An 18064-nucleotide genomic window follows, 5' to 3' on the forward strand; every position below is an offset into this window, starting at 1 on the left:
GGACGAAAGATGATGAACATGCGTGGTATCCGGATGCTCCTCCTGCTCGTGGCGATGGGGCCGGCGTGGGCGTCTCCTTCGCTGGCTCAGGCCGGTCCGAGGCGCGAGGCGCCGCAACCCGCACCCCAGGCCGGCGGCTGGGGCAAAGCCGCGGTCATGAAGGAGCAGGCCCGCGCGCTGACCCACAAGGGCGACGAGCTCTACGACGACGGCAAGTACGAGGAGGCCTACTATTTCTACAACGAGGCCCTCCAGCGCTACGACGCGCCGCCCATCGCCTTCTCGCGTGCCCTCTGTCTCGTGAAGCTCGGCCGCCTCCTGGAGGCACGAGCGCAGTTCACGAAGCTCACCGAGGACACCTTGCCACCCATGTCGCCTCGCGAGTTCATCCAGGCGCAGGCCGAGGCGAGCGTCGAGCTGGCCAAGATCCGCGTCCGCATCCCGACCTTGCGCGTCACCGTCACCGACGCCCCCGAGGTCGCGGTGAAGGTGACGGTCGACGGCAAGGACGTGCCCCACCTCGACGGACCCATCGCGGTGGATCCGGGGGAGCACATGGTCATCGCCAGCGCACAGGGCGGGGAGATGGTCGCCAAGGCCATCGTCGTCCCCGAAGGCAAAACGACGCGCCTCGAGATCTCGCTGCTCCCCTCCCCGCTCAACCCGCGCCGCTCGATGGTCCCGGCCATCGTCGCGCTCGGCGTCGGCACCGTCGGCCTGGTGACCGGCCTGGTGACCGGCTTCCTCGCCGCAGGAGAGGACGAGCCGGGCCTCACCGCCGCGTCCATGCTCGGGCTCTCCCTGGGCGGCCTCGGCCTGGGCAGCGGCGCCACGCTGCTCCTCGTGCGCTCCGTCGGCCACTCTGGCCACACCACGACCCAGAGCGCCCGCCGCCCGCCGCTCGACGGCGCAGGGCTCCTGCTGCGCGGCTCGTTCTGACCGCGGCAGCCATCGACCGACAGCCTGACGCCAGCCTACGGGTGCTCTCGCCCTTCGTCGTCCCCCGTCGTCGCCCCGCGCTCCGCCCCTCGAAGAGTTCGAGTCCGGCCGCCATGCGCCCGGGAGAACCGGCATCGCGTGGTGCACCTCGGCACGCCGCCTCACGATTGCGTGATGCAAGCACCCCGCATTGCGTATCCCGCCTCGGCACGCCGCCCCACGATTGCATCACGCCGACAGCATCCGCTCGCCCCTCGACCGTGAAGCCACTGGGCCCGCCTGCACCTCGCTCGCCCACGGACCCGACGTCGCATTCGGGGGCCCCCTCATGACCCTTGGCAACCGCATGCCGAATGAGCGATGGTGGACGGTTTTGCCGCATCGCGAATTCGCGAAAGTCCGCTGAGAAACCGACGTACTCACCAGAGCACCTTGGCAAACGCACCGCGACGCGCGACATTGATGGGTTTCCCGGCGATCGAAAATCGCTACCCACCACGATAAATCAGCACGAGAACGCGTTTACGATTTGGAGTTCGGCCCATCCGCGTGCAAATGGGCGACGTCACCGCATTGCCCATCGAGGCACACAACAGGGCATTGCCCCTGGAGGCCGACATGCGTCCTTTCGTCCATCGTTGCGCGTCCACGATTCTCCGCACCCTCGCCATCACGCCTCTCCTCCTCACGCTCCCGGGCTGCATGGCGGCGCAGGAAGACGAGGACGACCTCTCCAGCGACGACCCCCTCGGCGCCGCGGAACAGGCGCTCGCTGGCGACAACCTCTGGAACAAGCGCATGGGCGGCCCGGGCGATCAGATCGCCGTCGACATCGCCACCGACGCGAGTGGCAACGTCTTTTTCGTCGGCAACTTCAGGGACAGCTTCACCGTGGCGGGCACCACCCTCACCAGCGCCGGCGGGGCCGACGTGCTCGTCGTCAAGATCGACAAGGGCGGCACCCCCCTCTGGGCGCGCAGCTTTGGCGGCCCTGGCGATCAACGCGCGACCCTCGTGGCCACCGATCCAGAGGGCAACGTCCTCCTCCAGGTGGTGGGCGACGGCCCGATCGGCGTCGACGGCGGGGAGGTCGCCCTGGGCGGCGTGACCCTCGTCAAGCTCGCGGGCAGCGGCGCGCACCTCTGGAGCCGCGGGCTCGACACCATCGTGACCGACCTCGCCGTCGCCCCAACGGGACACGTGCTCCTCGCCGGCTCCTTCATGGGCACCCTCGACCTCGGGGCGGGCACTCTCACCAGCAGCGCCAGCGGACCGGACGGCTTCGTCGCCCGGCTCGACGCCGCGGGCAACGCCCTCTGGACCCGGGCCCTCGGCGGCGAAGGAGACCAGCAAGCCCTCGCCGTCGCCGCCGACAGCGCCGGCAACGTGATCGTGGGGGGTCACCACGGCACGCAGTTCGACTTCGGCGGCGCCACCATCACCGACACCGGGAGCAGCAACGCCTTCGTCGCCAAGTTCTCGCCCACGGGCACCCCCCTCTGGAGCCAGCACCCGAACCCGGGCCCCGAGCAAGGGGCCATCCACGCCGTCGCTGCGGACCACCTCGGCAACGTGGTCGCCACCGGCTTCGACCGGCAGAGCGGCGTTTCGGGTCGCTCGCTCAGCGTGCTCAAGTTCGCCGCCGACGGCACCCCGACCTTCCGCCGCGCGTTCGCCGGGACCCCCAACACACCAGGCGGCAACCCTGGCAGCTTCCGTGGCCGTCACATCGCCGTCGACCCGAGCAACAACATCCTCGTGATCACCGGTGAGATGCAGGTAGGCCTCGAAGCGACCGTGGATCTCGGTGGCGGCCCCTTGCCCCCAGGCATCCTGGTCGCGCGGTTCGACCCCTCGGGCAACCACGGGTGGAGCAAGAGCTGGGAGCTGTATGGATACGCCTCCCTCGCCGTCCGCTCGAATGGCTCCGTGTTCGTGGGCGGCTCCTTCACCGGCCCCCTGAACGTCGGCGGCTGGCCGATGACCAACCTCGGTGGCTACGACCTGTTCGTCAGCCACCTCTCGCCCTGACGCCTTCCCAGCCCTGCACACGCCCTTGCACCGGTCACAACTACCATGGTAGTACTAACCCGGTAGTCGTCTCCTGGCAGGAGGCGCAGCGAGGTCGATGGGAATGCCGAAGACGACGCAGCTCGGAGACTTGCAGCTCGCGATCATGCAGGTGCTCTGGGAGCTTGGGGAAGGGACGGTCACCGACGTCCACCAGGCGCTCCTCGCGGAGCGCGGGCTCGCGCCCACCACCATCGCGACGATGCTCAAGAAGATGGCCGACAAAGGTGTCGTCGCGCACCACGCCGACGGCCGCCGGTTCATCTACAAACCCACCGTCAGCCGCGAGCAAGTCCAGCGCAGCATGGTGGCCGAGCTGACCGAGCGCCTCTTCGGCGGCGATCCGGCAGAACTCGTGGCCCACCTCATCTCGCGCAACGAGATCCGGCCCGACGAGCTCTCCGCCCTCGAACAGAAGATCGCTGCCGCCCGGGCCGCCGAGACCCACCGGCCCGAGGCGAAGCCGACCGATCCCCGGACCCCCGACGCGCGCCCGCGCAAGAAAGAGGTCAAGCGATGAGCACCCTGCTCGGCTGGCTCTTCACCTACTGGATCCACAGCACGATCCTCCTCTCCCTCGCCTGGGCCCTCGATCGGACGCTCCGCGCGCATCCCGCGTGGCGCGAGCTGGTCTGGCGCGTGGCGATCCTCGGCGGCCTGGTCACCGCGACCGCGCAGATGAGCGCCTCGCTGGAGCCCTGGGGCGGCACCTGGGACGTGGCGGGCCCCGCGACGGAGACCCCCCACGACATGACGACGGCGGCCCTCCTCGACCCACCGGTCTTCGCCCTCCTCGGGCCTGCCACCGACGTCCCTTTCGCCACCGCGCGCACCACGCCCTTCGGGGCCGCCCCGCAGTTCGTCCTGCTCGGCGAGGCCCTCCCCGTGCCCCCCGAAGCGACGACCCCCCGACAGGCCGTCACGACGATGCTCTCCGCCTGGACCTGGCGCGAATTCGTCCTCGCCGCCTGGCTCCTCGGCGCCGCCCTGCTCTGCGGAGGCCTCTGGCGCTCGTGGCGCGCCCTCGCCCGGCGCATCGAGGACCGCCGCGCCGTCACCGACCCGGCGATGCAGGAGACGCTCCTCGTCCTCGCCGCGCGCCCCCCGCGCGTCCACGAGCCGCACCTCAGCGTCACCGGCCGCGTCACCGTTCCCATGGCCCTCGGCCTCATCCGCCCGGAGATCTGCGTGCCCACGCGCGCCCTCGTGGACCTCTCCCAGGAAGCCCAGGAAGCCATGCTCGCCCACGAGCTCGCGCACCTCGTCCGCCGCGATCCCCTCTGGCGCCTCGTCGTGAGCCTCATCCAGCGGGTGCTCTTCTTCCAGCCCTTGAACGTCCTCGCCGCGCGCCGCCTCGCCGACTGCGCCGAGCTGCTCGCCGACGACTGGGCCGCCCAGCGCACGTCCGAGCCACTCTCGCTCGCCTCGTGCCTCACGCAGGTCGCGCGCTGGACCACCCCCCAGGACCAGGGCCTGCCCGTCGCCACCATCAACGGCGGCGCCTCCGGCCTGGGCCAGCGCGTCGATCGCCTCGTCCGTGGCGAGGGCCTCGCCCAGGAAAACCGACGCCCCCTGTGGACCCTCCCGCTCATCGGTACGGTGCTCGCCGCGACGGCCCTCCTCGCCCCCAGCGCGTGCGGCGGCAGGCCTCCCTCCGGCGAGCCCCCTGCCACCGCGCACGACGCCCGCCGCGACGATCACCAGATCGAGGCCGACCTCGCCGAGGCCCGACGCGAGATCGAGGAAGCCGTGCGCGAGGCCGCAGAAGCCGAGCGTGAGGTCGCAGAGGCCATGCGCGAAGCACACGGTCAGACCCGCAAGCTCCAGCGCGAGGTCCAGCGCGAGGTCCAGCGCGAGGTCCAGCGCGAGGTGCGGCGCGACGTGAGAAAGGTCGTCCGCGAAGCCCGGCGCATCGCCCGCGAGGCCACCCGGGAAGCCTTGCGCAACCGCGACGCCCACCATCAGGGCGACGACCACGGCGACGCCAGCGACGACCACCCCCACCCGGGCGGCCAGGGACGGCACGACGGCGCTGCGTTCCACGTCGATCTCGACGAGCGGAAGCTCGAGGCGGCCATGCAGCTGGCGTTCCCCTCCCCCGAGGCCATGCAGCACCTCCACCGCGAGATCCAGATCCAGGTGGAGCGTGAGCTCGGCCGGGCGGAGAACGACCTCCGGCAGCACTTCGCGCATGCGGAAGAAGCCTTGAAGGAAGCGCAGAGGGCCAGCGTGTCGTCGAGGAGGCACCTGGCGCTCACCGAGCGGCGCACGAAGTCGCTCGACGACGCCATGAAGCGCCACGACGAGGCCCAGAAGCAGGCCCAGAAGGCCCTCGAGGAGACCAGGAAAGCGCTGGAGAACGTCGAGACCCAGCGCAAGATCGCCGACAAGCAGCGCAAGATCGCCGACAAGCAGCGCAAGATCGTCGACAAGCAGCGCAAGATCATCGTCAAGCGAGGCCAGCTCGCCAGCCCGCCCAGCCCTCCGGGTCCGGCGAGCCCGCCGAGCCCGGCAAGCCCTCCGAGCCCGCCCAGCCCTCCGGGTCCGGCGAGCCCGCCCAGCCCGCCGAGCCCGGCAAGCTCGCCCAGCCCTCCAGGCCCGCCCAGCCCGGCAAGCCTGCCCAGCCCGCCCAGCCCGCCCAGCCCGGCAAGCCCTCCGAGCCGCTGAACGCACAGAGCCACCGCGGCGATCCTCCTTCACCGCAGGTCAGGCCCCCGAGTGCGCTCCCCCCGCCCAGCTCGCAAGCCCCCCCGTGGCGGTAGCAAGGACGCAACACTACCCCCCTTGCATCCCACGCCGCCGCCCCGCTGATTGCGTTGGGCGGCCGGCCCCCCCAGAATCCGACATCCAGAACGACCGAATTCGGCCTCCAGTCGTGTCAACGTCGTCATCCCGGTAAGCCGACCTGGTAGTTCCTCCACCTTCTGCACGTGCTTCCTCCACCTCCTGCACGTGCTTCCCCAATCACGTGCACGAGCCTCTCCCACTGACTGCACGTGCTCCCCCAACCTCCTGCACGTGCTTCCCCAACCACGTGCAGGAGCCTCTCCCACTGACTGCACGTGCTCCCCCAACCTCCTGCACGTGCTTCCCCAACCACGTGCAGGAGCCTCTCCCACCTCCTGCACGTGCTTCCCCAACCTCCTGCACGTGCTTCCCCAACCACGTGCAGGAGCCTCTCCCACCTCCTGCACGTGCTTCCCCAACCTCCTGCACGTGCTTCCCCAACCACGTGCAGGAGCCTCTCCCACCTCCTGCACGTGCTTCCCCAACCTCCTGCACGTGCTTCCCCAACCTCCTGCACGTGCTTCCCCAACCTCCTGCACGTGCTTCCCCAACCACGTGCAGGAGCCTCTCCCACCTCCTGCACGTGCTTCCCCAACCTCCTGCACGTGCTTCCCCAACCTCCTGCACGTGCTTCCCCAACCACGTGCAGGAGCCTCTCCCACCTCCTGCACGTGCTTCCCCAACCTCCTGCACGTGCTTCCCCAACCACGTGCAGGAGCCTCCACCCCCTCCTCCGGGAGTCACTCCAGCCGTGCCAGACGGATATTTGGACCGCTGTCACCCCATCCGGGCCCTACCGTGGCAGTGGACGCGCACCGCTGGCATGGATGAGAGGGCTCGCCGCTCAGGCCATGGCGAGCCGCCCCGGTCGTACGGAGGATCCGGCATCCTTGGATGGATCACGGGGAGGGTCGAGCCACGGCAGGGGGTGCTGGCGCCGCACGTCGCCTCTCGGCGGCCACCTCTCTTCAGCGCACGGGGCCCGTCACGCACCTCTCCCGCAGCGCGGCGTATGCCAGCGCCATGGGGGAGCGCGGCACAGCGCACGCCGTGGCCGATGCTGCCCGTCATGGTAAGAGCACCTCCGAGCGGTGAACCCACGACCGCTGCCATCGGTCGAATTCGTGAAGCCCGACGAGCATCCCCTCCAGATCGCCGCAATCAGCGACCAGCCGCATTTCCTCCGCGCCGTGGCAGACCGTGTCTGGAATGCGTGGTGGCGCGAGGAGGGGTTCTCCCTGGGCCAGATTGAAGAGCGGGTCCGAGAAAGCATGGGCCAGGATGCCCTTCCAGCGACGCTGGTGGCGTCATCCGCCGGGGCCTTTCTGGGAACGGTGTCGATCGTGAAGAACGACATGGCAGAGCGACCAGCGCTCTCCCCCTGGCTGGCAGCGCTATGGGTCGACCCGCAGCACCGACGACGCGGTGTCGGCGCAGCGCTGGTCGAGGCGGCAACCTCGACCGCGTTCACAGCGGGCGTGGATACGCTTCATCTCTGCACGACGCCGGACAATGCGCCCTTCTATGGGAAGCTGGGATGGCAGCAGGTCGAAGCGAACGTCGCAGGGCTGAGCATTCTCTCCCGCTCACGGTGAGCCGGGTCATCCACCGTTCCCGACCTCCTTCATCACCAGGATGACGCGCGGGGCCTCTGCCGAGAGCATGCGGCCCGGTCGAGGGGCTTGCATCCTGCGCAGGACCGAGCGCCACTCGGATCATGAAACCGCATGCGAGCCTCCTTGCTTTCGTCCTCGCGTCGGGCGCGAGCGTCGCCTGGGCGCAGGACGCCACGATCGCGGGTGCGGTCACGGCACCTTACCCGACGTTCCAGAACATCTCGCTGGAGTGGGCCGTGTCGGGAGACGCCAACGCGAACGGCGTCGTGTCCGTGCGCTACCGCGCGCAAGGTGAGGCGAACTTTCGCGAGGCGATGCCGCTCTTCCGGGTGCCCGCCGGCAGCAACGCGACCTTCTCCTGGGCGAACCGGCACGCCGGCAGCGTCTTCGGGCTACGGCCCGGGACGACCTACGAGATCGCGCTGACCCTCACGGACCCCGATGGCGGGGACGCGACGGAGACGCTGAGCGTGACCACCCGCGCGCTGCCCGCCGCAGCACCGGGCGCGCCGGAGATCACCGTGACGCCAGCGTCGATCGGGGCGGCCCTCGCCGCTGCCAGCCCCGGCGACGTGCTGGTGCTGGGGGACGGGACCTACGGGCCGATCACCGTCACGCGGGATGGCGCCGAGGGTCAGCCGCTCGTGCTCCGGGCCGCGAACCCCGGCGGCGCCATCGTCACGGGTGACGTGCGCATGGACGGGCGGTCCCACGTGCACATCGAGGGGCTCACGGTGCACGGGAAGGTGAAGTTCAACGACGCGGAGGCGATCGTGGTGCGAGGCTGCACCATCGAGACGACGGAGGACGGGATCGTCGCCTTCGCGAGCGGGGTGAAGAACGCGGCCATCCTCGACAACGTGATCACCGGCGCGACGGCGTGGACCGAGGCCGCCCTCGGCGAGAGCGGAGCCAACGTCGGCGAAGGGATCGCTCTCACCGGCCCGGGGAACGTCATCGCATTCAACCGGGTGCGCGGCTTCCGGGATTGCGTGTCGCTGCTCGAAGGCGCCGAGGCCGTGAACCAGGTATCGGTCGATTTCTACGGCAACGACCTGGATGTGTGCGCCGACGACGCCATCGAGGCCGACTTCGCGATGGGGAACGTGCGGGTGTACCAGAACCGCATCACGCGGAGCTTCATGGGGGTGAGTTCGCAGCCGAGCCTGGGCGGGCCGACGTACTTCCTCCGGAACGTGATGTACGGGGTCGTCTACCAGGCCTTCAAGCTGCAACGCAGCTCGGTCGGCGACGTAGGGCTGCACAATACCGTGATCAAGTCGGGTGACGCATTCTCGGTGAACACGGGCGACGTGTTCTCGCGCGCCCTGTTCCGCAACAACCTGTTCCTCGGCGGCCCCGGCGCGGTGTACGCGGGGTACGACAGCGGTCCTGGGCGGGTGATGCAGCTCCCTTCGGCGGCCGCTTCGTGCTCGTTCGATTTCGACGGGTTCGGGGCCATCGGTGCCGGCAGCTTCTCGGGGCGGGTGGGGTCGACGACGTTCGGGAGCCTCGCGGAGATGCAGGCGCGAACGACGGAGGTGCATGGGGTCGAGGTGGACCTGGAGGCGTTCGAGGCGACGATCGCGTACCCGGCGGATCCCTTCGCGCTGCCGGCGACGCCGTCGTTTGCGCTGGCGGCGTCCGGCGGGGCCGTGGACGTGGGCGCAGTGCTGGCGAACGTGAACGATGGGTTCTCGGGGGCAGCGCCCGACCTGGGGGCGGTGGAGCTGGGGCAGGAGGAGGCGGTCTACGGGCCCGGCGGGAAGCTGGGTTCGAGCGGCGCGGGCGCAGGCGATGGCGCAGGCGGTGATGGTGGGGCGGGAGGGGGCTCAGGAGGCGGGGGGGCGATGGGCGCGGGGGGCCCAGGGGGAGACGGGGCGAGCAGCGCGGGGGAGGAGCGAGAAGGCAGCGAGGGGGGCTGCGGGTGCCGGGTGCCGCAGGGGGAGGAAGGTGGGGCGGGGCGCTGGGTGCTGGGCATGCTGGCGGCGCTCGGGGTGGCGCGGCGGCGGCGCGGGCGAGGATAGGCTGTACGAGCTTGCTGCGCGTCTCGATGGCTGTGACGCGTTTCGGCAGAGAGAGGTTGCGCCGGCCCTTGCTCAGGCCGTTAGATTGCAGGTTCGCGCAACCATGGTCTTACTCGAACCCCTGAAGCAACCCGAGGTCAGCCTCTACTGGACGGCGCGCCTCGCAGACGACTCGGACTTCAGCCCCGAGGATCCGCTCGCTCTGGACTATCTCGCGCAGCAGGTCGGGCTCTGGCTGTTCCCGACGCTGACCACGCGCACGAGCCGCGCACAGTACTACGCCGTCGTGCTCTACGGGCTGCACCTCGTGGAACGTACGATCGAGAAGCACGCGCTTCCTGCCGACGACAACACCCGTACGCAGCTCTTCGAGCAGTGGGAGCGCTTCTGGGCGCTCGCGCTCATGGAGTCGCTGGGTGGCGCCCTGGGGCGCGGCAATCCCGACACCATCCGCGGCGTCCGAGGTCTCAAGCGCGCCTGGTCGCCCGGGGATGCTCCCCTGCGGCTGGACTTTCCCCTCATCTCCCGTCAATCGGAGCTGGGCGCGCTTGGCGCTTACCTGAACTCCCTGCGAGACATTGGCCTCGTCATCGCCGGGACTCTTCGGCCATCCCCCGCAGCGCGCGCGATCCTGGAGGCTTTCTGGGACGAGCCCGATGCCAGTGCGCGTTCCAGCCGTTACGAAGCCTACGCACTCACCGCCCTCGATCCAACGCTGAAGAAGCGCGTCATCGATCGCAAGTACACCGGCCTCACCCTGGCGGCGGTCGGAGAGCGCTCACGCTTGAGCTGCCTCGTGGGCCGACAGCGGACCGTTCAACAAACGCGGCTCTACGACACCCTCTTCACCCGGGCGCGCGATCCGATCACCCTACCCTGCTCGGAGCTGATCCGTCGCGCTGCCAAGGACCAGGTCACGGATCCGGAGCAGGTCCTTGCAAACGCGCTCGCAGGAACCTGGGGATCCGTGGAAGCGACGCTCCGCGAGCATCTCGTCCTGGCCCTCACCTTCGGAAGAGCATTCCGCGAGATCCTGACGTGCTTCAATGCCGCGTACGGCGCTGCCACGGACAACGGATGGATGGCCTCACGCCGGCTCCTCGTGGGCGCCGCCTTCCCACCCGTCGCCCACGACACGCTGCGCAAGGCGTGCTCCGAACTCCTCGACTCACCGCTCGCCGCTCGCCTGAAGCAGCTCCCGGTGCACGGGGCGGCGTTCCTCTCGCTCGTGGCTCAGCTCCGCGACGCGCCTCGGGACCAGGCCCTCGTCCACCTCCTTTCGTACCACCTCCGTGTCCAGCAGGAGCGGGGCCACGGCGGAAGCTGGTTGCGAGAGGATGGCGACAAGGTCGTCGTCGTACGAACATCGTACACGGGTCACCTGGCGAACGTTGGCTTTCCGCCGCTGAAGATTCCGATCGTGCGCAGCTTGCTCATCGACATGGGGAGGTGCTCGTGAAGCTGAAACCAGCTCGTCCGCTCGAGCGACTCGCCCGTGACGAGGCCTGCCATGGGGCCGTGTTCTGCACGTACTCGTTTGATCCGTCGTTCTTCGACGAGCAGGTGCTGCCGGCACTCCTGCACCTTCACTCGGACCCGGCAGAGCAAGCCCTACGGTTCCGTGATGAAGCCATCCAGGCCCTCCAGCGCACACCCGTCACATGCATTGTCGACGGGGGCTGCGGTCCCGCTGGACAGCGGCTGCCGTACGACCGCCTGGAAGTTCACGGGCGCGTCTTCCACCCGAAGCTCGTGCTCCTTTTGTTCGGGAAGTTTGCACGGCTCCAGGTCGGCTCGGGCAACCTGACGCCAGGTGGCTATGGCGGCAACACCGAACTCTTCTTCGTGCGCGACCTGCATTACGAGGCTCCCGAAGAAGCGACCATCCTGCATGAAGTGAACGAGTTCCTGGGTCAGGTCGCCACCATCGTGCAGTCTCGGGGGACACAGCTCGACAGGATCCGTGAGGATCTGACGCGTCGCCTCGGGCCAAAGCAGCAGAGCTCGGATCGCCCTGCCTTCGTGTTCTTGCACTCGATGCGCGCCCCCATCCTGGACCAGTTCCTCGACCTCGTGCCCCGCGAGGCCCGCGTCACGCGCGTGGGCGTCATGGCACCGTTCTTCGAGGCGGACGACGCCGACGCGATGAGCATCGATGAACTCAGATCCGTGCTCAAATCACTGACGACAGCGCGCCCAGGAGACCCGCCGAGACTGGACATCGGACTGCTCTGGGACGACGCACCGAATGCATCGACGCCACCGACGCCGCTCAGCCTGACGCAAGGGTGCAACCAGCTCTGGCGGATCCATCGAGGGTCCGACGAGGAGGTCACGGTTGACTACCTGACGCTGCTCGCGGTCACGACAGCACAGGTCCAGATCGAAGATCGGCACGGAGAAAGCCGCCGTCGCCCTCGCCAGGAACTCGAAGAAGCCCTCGAAGAGGGCAAGGCCAGGCCCGTCCAGGGGCTTGCGGCCTATGCACCACGCCGGATCCTGGAGCTGATCGAAGAGCATGGATCCCATGTCCATATCTGGCTACATCCGGCGAGCCGGCTCGAAGAGGGCGTTCCCGTTCACCGCCCCCTGCATGCCAAGCTCATCACGCTCACCGTCAAGCACCGCCGGAAGGAACTCACCTACGTCCTCGTCGGCTCGCCGAACGCCTCGCGGCGTGCGCTGCTTCAGACTGCAGCGGACGGCGGAAACGTCGAGATCGCCGCGGCGTTCATGCTGGAAGGAGCGCTCGCTCTCCACGACTTCGCGCCAGAGCTGGTCCATGGCCGCCGGGAGACGATCAAGCTGACCGACCGCCATTTCCCCCCGACCATGCCGAACCTCGCCGCGTGGATCGAGTCCGCCATTCATGACGCGGCCGAGCAGCGGCTCGACGTGACGTGGGCCCGGAGAGGCCCTGCGCCACTGGGGCCGTTTCAACTGCGCTACGCCAAGAAGACGCTCCTGTCCGGAGACCGCCCTCCTTCTGGCACGACCACGGTCGAAGGCTTCACGCTGCAGGGTTCAAACTGCGAACTCGTGCTCACGGCACATGAGCAAGAGTTCATGGTCCCCATCCACGTCCTCGACCTGGCCATGCTCCCGACGAACCCCGCGCTCGTCGAGCTGGAGCTGCGCGAGCTGCTCGCCTTGCTGGGGCACCGCCTCGGAGCCGAACGACTGGCCACCCTGAAGAACACCCCAGGCGGCGTCAGCATGAGCGTGGTTCTGGAGACGATCTTCGGCGAGGGATTCGGACCCGTGGACGTGTTCAAGGCCTGGTGGGGGCTGGAACGCGAGCTTGCGGACGAGACCCTCTCTGTCGCTGCCTTCCGCCTCCTCCTGGTCAGCCCGGTCAGCGCAGGGGCGGTATGGGACCGGATGCTGAAGGCGAGAGACACCCCCGGCGGCCTCACCCGTGACGAGACGTGGTTCTATGGCGCCGAGCTGCTCCACGTTCTCACCCGGACGCCGATCCCCGAAGACGCCTCTGCACCGAAGAAGAGGGAGATTCTCGACGAATTCACCAGCAAGCTCCGTGCAGATCTCGCTGAACTCCGGCCCGGGAACAAGGGACGTCCCTGGGTCAAAGACATCTTGAAACACTACGGTGTGACGACATGAAAGCGCGGGATGTTGCGTGGCTGCGTGGATTCCTTCATCTCGATGCGCGCGCCCTGGCGGACGGCATCCCCCCGCGAGACATCGAACGCCAGGAGCAGACGGTGCTCCGCGCACTCGAACTCTTCGACGAGCGACCAGGCGTCGTGCTCGCCGACGAAGTCGGGATGGGCAAGACCTTCGAGGCCATCGGGGTGGCCGCCGCAATGCGGCACATGAACGGTGACAGCCGGATCGTCGTCCTCACCCCTGGCCCTGATCTGAACACCAAATGGGAGAAAGAGTTTCAGAAGTTCGGGGAAGGCCGGTCCCCCATGTACGCCTTCGGCGACCAGATCGCTGCCGTCCGGACCCTTAACGATTTCGTCACGACGCTTCGCCAGAAGCACGTGGTCATTGCGCCGATCACCATCTTCAACACCGGAAAGGGCGGAAAAGAGCAGGCGTATTTGCTGTCGCTCTACTGCTTCTGGAAGAAGCTGCACTGGAATACGACCAACGCCATTCTGCGCAGGTACAATGGTGGAAAGCAGCCGCGTGTCGACGTCTCAAAGTCACACTTCCTCGAATTCGCCACACTGGAGGAGATCGAACCGCACCTGGACGCAGCATTCGGTGGGCGGAGCGAGGAGGAGGTCATCGAGGGAGGTCCCCTGGTCGCGCTCGACACACTCCACCAAGCCGAAGGCGACGAGGTATTCGGTCGCCATGAGCTGGTGCGCAGGGCGCTCAACCTGGCACGATTCCGCCTCGTCCGCGCCTTGATGCCGGACGTGGATCTCTTGATCCTCGATGAGGCGCACAAGCTGAAGAACGCTCACACGGTGCGCTCCGCAGCGGTGACCGCGACGTTCCGGAAAAAGTACCGGAAGGCGCTCTTCCTGACGGCGACTCCCTTCCAGCTCGACATCACGGAGCTACGCCAGGTGCTCGCGCTTTTCTCGATGGCCATCGGGGCACCGGCCGATTTGCTCTTCGGCGCTGATGCCTTCTTCGAGGACATCCGTGCCTATCAGCATGCTTACAACGCCTTCGAGGCATTCTGGAGGGCTCTCGATCCAGGGTTGGTGGCCGAGTTCGGCGAGCTCTTCGAGCGCGATCCCACGCTCACGTCGGAAGTCGACGAGCCCTCGCTGCGCGCCGTGGCAGGTGCAGCGCGCGAGCTTCTCCGGCTCAAGCGGGAGAAGATCGAGCCCGGTTTCCGCACCTGGATGATCCGGAGTATCCAGGATGACAAACGTCGCTACCGCTCGCACCGACGCGCGCCCTGCCTGCCCGAAGGCGAGAGCGTGCTGCCCTTTCTGATCTACGAGCGGTTCATTGCCGAGCTGTTCCGGCAGAAGGCACGGACGCACAAGGCCGCCGTCCAGATCAACATGGTCTCATCCTACGGCGCAGCGCGAGAAGGCGAGCTGCTGGCCGACTCGGTGCGGAAGGATCTCCCGCCCTCCGCCGAGGACTATCGCAAGCTCCTCCGTAGCGTGCTCGACAAGCTGGGTGCGCGGCCCAGTGATCATCCCAAGCTGAACTTCGTCATGACGGATGCGCTGGAGGCCGCCGAGCGTGGAGATAAGACGCTGGTGTTCTGCACGCGCGTGGAGACGCTCTCCGATCTCGCCAGCGAGCTGAAGGAGGCCTGGATGGAGCGTCTGCTGGAGCGATGGCGAGTTGCCTATCCAGGAGCGACCCGCGACGACATCTTCGATACCACCACTCGCGATAAAGATACCCGCGGCCGCCATGCGCGCATCCGGACTCGTTTCCACGACCCTCAGGACGCACTTTACCTGGCGCTGCGCGAGCGCTACTTGCAATCACTTCTGACCATGGGCCCCTGGGCCGAGGATCATCTCGACGAGATTATCGAACTCGCCAACGAGCGGCGATCGCAGCTGCGCACAACGAAGACGCGGGCCTCACGGCTCGATTATGGTCACCTCAAACGATGCGTGGAACAGGCTGCAGCCACCCTGTGGCGTACACACTGCCCCACCGAAGGGGCCGATTATGAACACCAGCTCGACGTGCTGACCTCGCCCGATTTCCTCACCCTCGGGCTCGACCTCGAACTCGACGATCTGGAGAACGACGAGCGCGGCAGGGAGTGCCCCACGTGGGAGATCGGCCACGACGCTGCGCGGCTCGTCGTCCAGCACCGGCCCCATCTCTGGGGCTATCTGAGCAGCGCTCTTTATGGCCTGAACCGCAAAATTCGGGTAGGCGTCGTCGAGCGGCTTGCTCGTCTTCTGACGCATCGAGAGGTCCCATTCCTCGCGGATCTGCTCGGCGCAGCTCGGGCCAGCGGTCTGGAGGTCGAGAACCTAAAATCCCGCGAGCTTCTGGATTTCGTCGATGCCTTCTGGCGCACCCCAGCGGGAAAGCCCTGGGTCCAGAGACTGCGTGACTTCTTGCACTATTTCCAGTCTCGCAATGAGAGCCAGCAACGAGACATCCTCGAAGGACCCATCGCCACGGGTGCGCTCGTCCGACACACCAGGGACGGGGAAAGCCGCGAGCGGCTGCGCGAAGCGTTCAATACGCCGCTCTATCCCATGATCCTCGTCGCCAACGAGGTGATGCAGGAGGGGCTCGACCTCCATCGCCACTGTCGACGGATTGTGCACCACGATCTGGCGTGGAATCCGGCTCAGCTCGAGCAGCGCGTGGGACGCGTCGATCGCATCGGCTCACTGACCACGAAGCTGCTGGCGCGAGACCCGAGCACGAAGCTCGACATTCTCTACCCCCTCGTGCACCGCACCATCGACGAGCGGCTGTTTCGCACGGTGAAGAGCCGGGAGAAGTGGCTCGAGTTCCTGCTAGGTGCCAGGCCCGATTTCTCGGAGTACACGCTGGGCGATGAGGAGCCCTCTCCGTTGCCCGAGCGGCTCGCGAGCGAGCTGCGGATCGACCTCAAGCCTCGGGCCGAAACTCCATCGTGACGGCAGGTGGGATGCGATGGTGGCATTTCACCAGCAGGATCTGTCCAGACCAGGCTACTCCTCGATCTCGACTCCGCGCTTCTCCAGCGCCTCCTTCACCGACTCGTTCTTCTCCCCCTCGCTCGCGAACGACACATCCACTCGCTTCAGCTTCTTGCAGCCGAGGAGCGGCGTGTAATCGATCCCACCCTCACCGATCATCGCAATCGGCGCGAACACCTCCAGGTTGATCAGGTGCTCGATCCCGTCGAGGGAGGTGATGTCGAACAGGTCATCCTCCCCATCCCACACGCTCACCGCGTGCATGTAGGCGAGATCTCCCCCGTCCGGTACGAGGGACGTGATCGTGGCGAGCAGGTCGGGAGGGATCTCGAGCTTCTCGTAGAACGCCATGACCTCCTGGATGGCCTTGTAGTCCTCCGCCGACTCGGCGTGCGCGTCGTGGAGCGCCTCGGCTTCCTCGACGAAGTGACCGTCCTCCATGAGGGCGGAGATCACGCTCAGCTTGAAGTTGAGATCCTTGAACATTCGCCGAGCTTACGCTCGAACGCACCGGCGCCGTCAGGGCTCCCGTGCGGCTTGTGGTTCCCCTGGTCCACGCACCAGGAGTACCCTCGCGTGGGGCCCCGGGGCGGGAGGAGGATCCAGTGAGCACGACGGTGCAGGGCACGACGTTTCGAGTTTCCGAAGTCGCCCCGGCGACGGCTCCCCTCCCCGAGCTGCCCTTCCGGGAGGTGGTGTCGAGACCCCTGGTTCCAGGGCGGCGTCGGAGGTCGGACTGCTCGATGTCGTGAAGGGGTTCTTCAGCGACGAACTGCGCACACGCTGCGGAATTCCGGTGCTGACCCTGGAGGGCACCGCGGAGGACTGGCGGTCCATTGCGCGACGGGTGCAGCGGTTCAGACGCCTCGGGCTGGACTTCTGGATCGATGCCTTGCAGCCATTGCTCGACGAATTCACCGCGGCAGCGCAGGGCAATGTGAACCGCGGTTTCTGGGAATCCATCTATGAATGGCAGGGGCCACGCGGCAGCGGGTCGGCCCAGATCACAGGCTGGATCGTGAGCCTCTTTCTATACCTCGTGGACCGTGGAGCGCGATGGGCGTGGGAGATGGGGCAGCCCATCGAGGGGCCTGGGCTCCTCCGGAATCCCTGGCTCGGGTCGGCAGCGCACGGAGTCGACGGGCCAGGTCGCGATGATTTTCCGAGCATGCCGTCGAAGGCCCCCTTCTGCTGGAAGTATCTGGACCGACGCTTCGAGATGGAGTTCGTCGGGGGGCTGCTCGGGGTCGCACAGGACGCCGATGATTTTACGCTCCGCCCTGCCATCGGCTGGGCGGTCATCGAGAGCGGCCACGAGAAGCCAGGGAGATGGTGGGGTCCAGGGAGCTGGGGATAGCGTGTACCTTCGAGCGCGCGGAGGACGGGATGCCGGAGATCGTGGTGGGTGCTGGCCGGATCAGGTTGGTTCAAGGGGACATCGTCCAGGCGAAGACGGACGCCATCGTGAACGCGGCGAATGCTTCCCTGGCGGGCGGCGGGGGCGTCGACGGGGCAATCCACCGGGCCGCGGGGCCTGAACTGTACGAGCTGACGCGTCCCTTCGGGGGGTGCGCGACGGGCAGCGCGGTCATCACCGGAGCCGGGCGCATCCCGCTGCCCACACGCTTCATCGTGCACGCCGTCGGGCCCCGGTACAGCACGGCGCGTGACGCAGAGTGCGCGGCGCTGCTGAGGAGCGCGCACGAGGTGAGCCTGCGGCTGTGCGAAGAGAAGGCGGTCGAGAGCGTGGCGTTCCCCGCGATCAGCACGGGGGTGTACGGGTTTCCGATCGCCAGGGCGGCGCCGATCGCGCTCCAGGCGGCCATGGAGCACCTGAAAGCGGGGGAGCGTTCGGTAAAGCGCGTCGTCTTCGTGCTGTTCACGCCGGCTGATCTCCAGGTCTTCTCCGAAGCGCTGGCGTCCCTCGGCCAGGGCTGAGGCACGAGGCAGGGAGGATTCTGGCGGAGCGCCCGGGCACCGCGCGCAGTCCGGGGTGGCGGGGAAGGTCTGGGTGGGCGTT

General features: G+C 67.8%; 13 protein-coding genes. 12 read left to right on the forward strand and 1 reads right to left on the reverse strand.

The genetic code is table 11. The annotated features are described in order from the left end of the window. Window positions 1-18: 18 nt before the first annotated feature. The 10 genes from CMC5_RS26540 (at window position 19) to CMC5_RS26580 (ending at window position 16002) form a co-directional block, all read left to right on the forward strand. The gene (locus CMC5_RS26540; protein WP_156338879.1) at window positions 19-939 is read left to right on the forward strand and encodes a tetratricopeptide repeat protein; all 921 of its coding nucleotides are present in this window, start codon (window positions 19-21) and stop codon (window positions 937-939) included. A gap of 618 nt (window positions 940-1557) precedes the next feature. Next, window positions 1558-2970 (forward strand): NHL repeat-containing protein, encoded by a 1413-nt coding sequence (locus tag CMC5_RS26545; protein ID WP_156338880.1) that lies wholly within the window; start codon window positions 1558-1560, stop codon window positions 2968-2970. 97 nt (window positions 2971-3067) lie between these two features. After that, window positions 3068-3529: a BlaI/MecI/CopY family transcriptional regulator gene (locus CMC5_RS26550; protein ID WP_082362819.1), complete on the forward strand. Its 462-nt coding sequence runs from the start codon at window positions 3068-3070 to the stop codon at window positions 3527-3529. Beyond that, window positions 3526-5676, forward strand: coding sequence for a M56 family metallopeptidase (locus CMC5_RS48655; RefSeq protein ID WP_050433042.1), 2151 nt, complete (start codon window positions 3526-3528; stop codon window positions 5674-5676). Before CMC5_RS26550 ends, CMC5_RS48655 begins: the two co-directional genes overlap by 4 nt. A gap of 1014 nt (window positions 5677-6690) precedes the next feature. Next, a complete protein-coding gene (locus tag CMC5_RS44945) occupies window positions 6691-6891 on the forward strand; it encodes a hypothetical protein (RefSeq protein ID WP_156338881.1) in 201 nt (66 codons plus the stop codon). A 29-nt stretch (window positions 6892-6920) separates the two neighbouring features. Further along, complete coding sequence (locus tag CMC5_RS26560; RefSeq protein WP_063796654.1) at window positions 6921-7391, forward strand: GNAT family N-acetyltransferase; 471 nt, start codon at window positions 6921-6923, stop codon at window positions 7389-7391. A gap of 122 nt (window positions 7392-7513) precedes the next feature. Continuing rightward, window positions 7514-9439, forward strand: coding sequence for a chondroitinase-B domain-containing protein (locus tag CMC5_RS26565; RefSeq protein ID WP_050433044.1), 1926 nt, complete (start codon window positions 7514-7516; stop codon window positions 9437-9439). Between the two features lie 103 nt (window positions 9440-9542). Further along, window positions 9543-10898 (forward strand): hypothetical protein, encoded by a 1356-nt coding sequence (locus CMC5_RS26570; RefSeq protein ID WP_050433045.1) that lies wholly within the window; start codon window positions 9543-9545, stop codon window positions 10896-10898. After that, window positions 10895-13063, forward strand: coding sequence for a phospholipase D-like domain-containing protein (locus tag CMC5_RS26575; protein WP_063796655.1), 2169 nt, complete (start codon window positions 10895-10897; stop codon window positions 13061-13063). Before CMC5_RS26570 ends, CMC5_RS26575 begins: the two co-directional genes overlap by 4 nt. Next, window positions 13060-16002 carry an SNF2-related protein gene (locus CMC5_RS26580; RefSeq protein ID WP_245677770.1) on the forward strand — a complete coding sequence of 981 codons (2943 nt, stop codon included), beginning with the start codon at window positions 13060-13062 and terminating at the stop codon, window positions 16000-16002. The genes CMC5_RS26575 and CMC5_RS26580 overlap by 4 nt, the downstream gene beginning before the upstream one ends. A gap of 54 nt (window positions 16003-16056) precedes the next feature. Here the strand turns inward: CMC5_RS26580 and CMC5_RS26585 are convergent, their stop codons facing one another. Next, window positions 16057-16530: a DUF6892 domain-containing protein gene (locus CMC5_RS26585; protein ID WP_050433047.1), complete on the reverse strand. Its 474-nt coding sequence runs from the start codon at window positions 16528-16530 to the stop codon at window positions 16057-16059. On the opposite strand from CMC5_RS26585, the gene CMC5_RS26590 reads away from it, so the two are divergent. Both CMC5_RS26590 and CMC5_RS26595 read left to right on the forward strand, forming a co-directional pair. Next, complete coding sequence (locus tag CMC5_RS26590) at window positions 16484-17401, forward strand: DUF4419 domain-containing protein (RefSeq protein ID WP_082362822.1); 918 nt, start codon at window positions 16484-16486, stop codon at window positions 17399-17401. The two genes, CMC5_RS26585 and CMC5_RS26590, sit on opposite strands and share 47 nt — an antisense overlap. Before the next feature lie 29 nt (window positions 17402-17430). Then, entirely contained in the window at window positions 17431-17982 is a 552-nt protein-coding gene (locus CMC5_RS26595; protein ID WP_050436151.1) for a macro domain-containing protein, read from the forward strand. The last annotated feature ends 82 nt before the right edge of the window (window positions 17983-18064 follow it).

Origin of the sequence: Chondromyces crocatus (genome assembly GCF_001189295.1) — a bacterium.
Taxonomy (GTDB): Bacteria; Myxococcota_A; Polyangia; order Polyangiales; family Polyangiaceae; genus Chondromyces; species Chondromyces crocatus.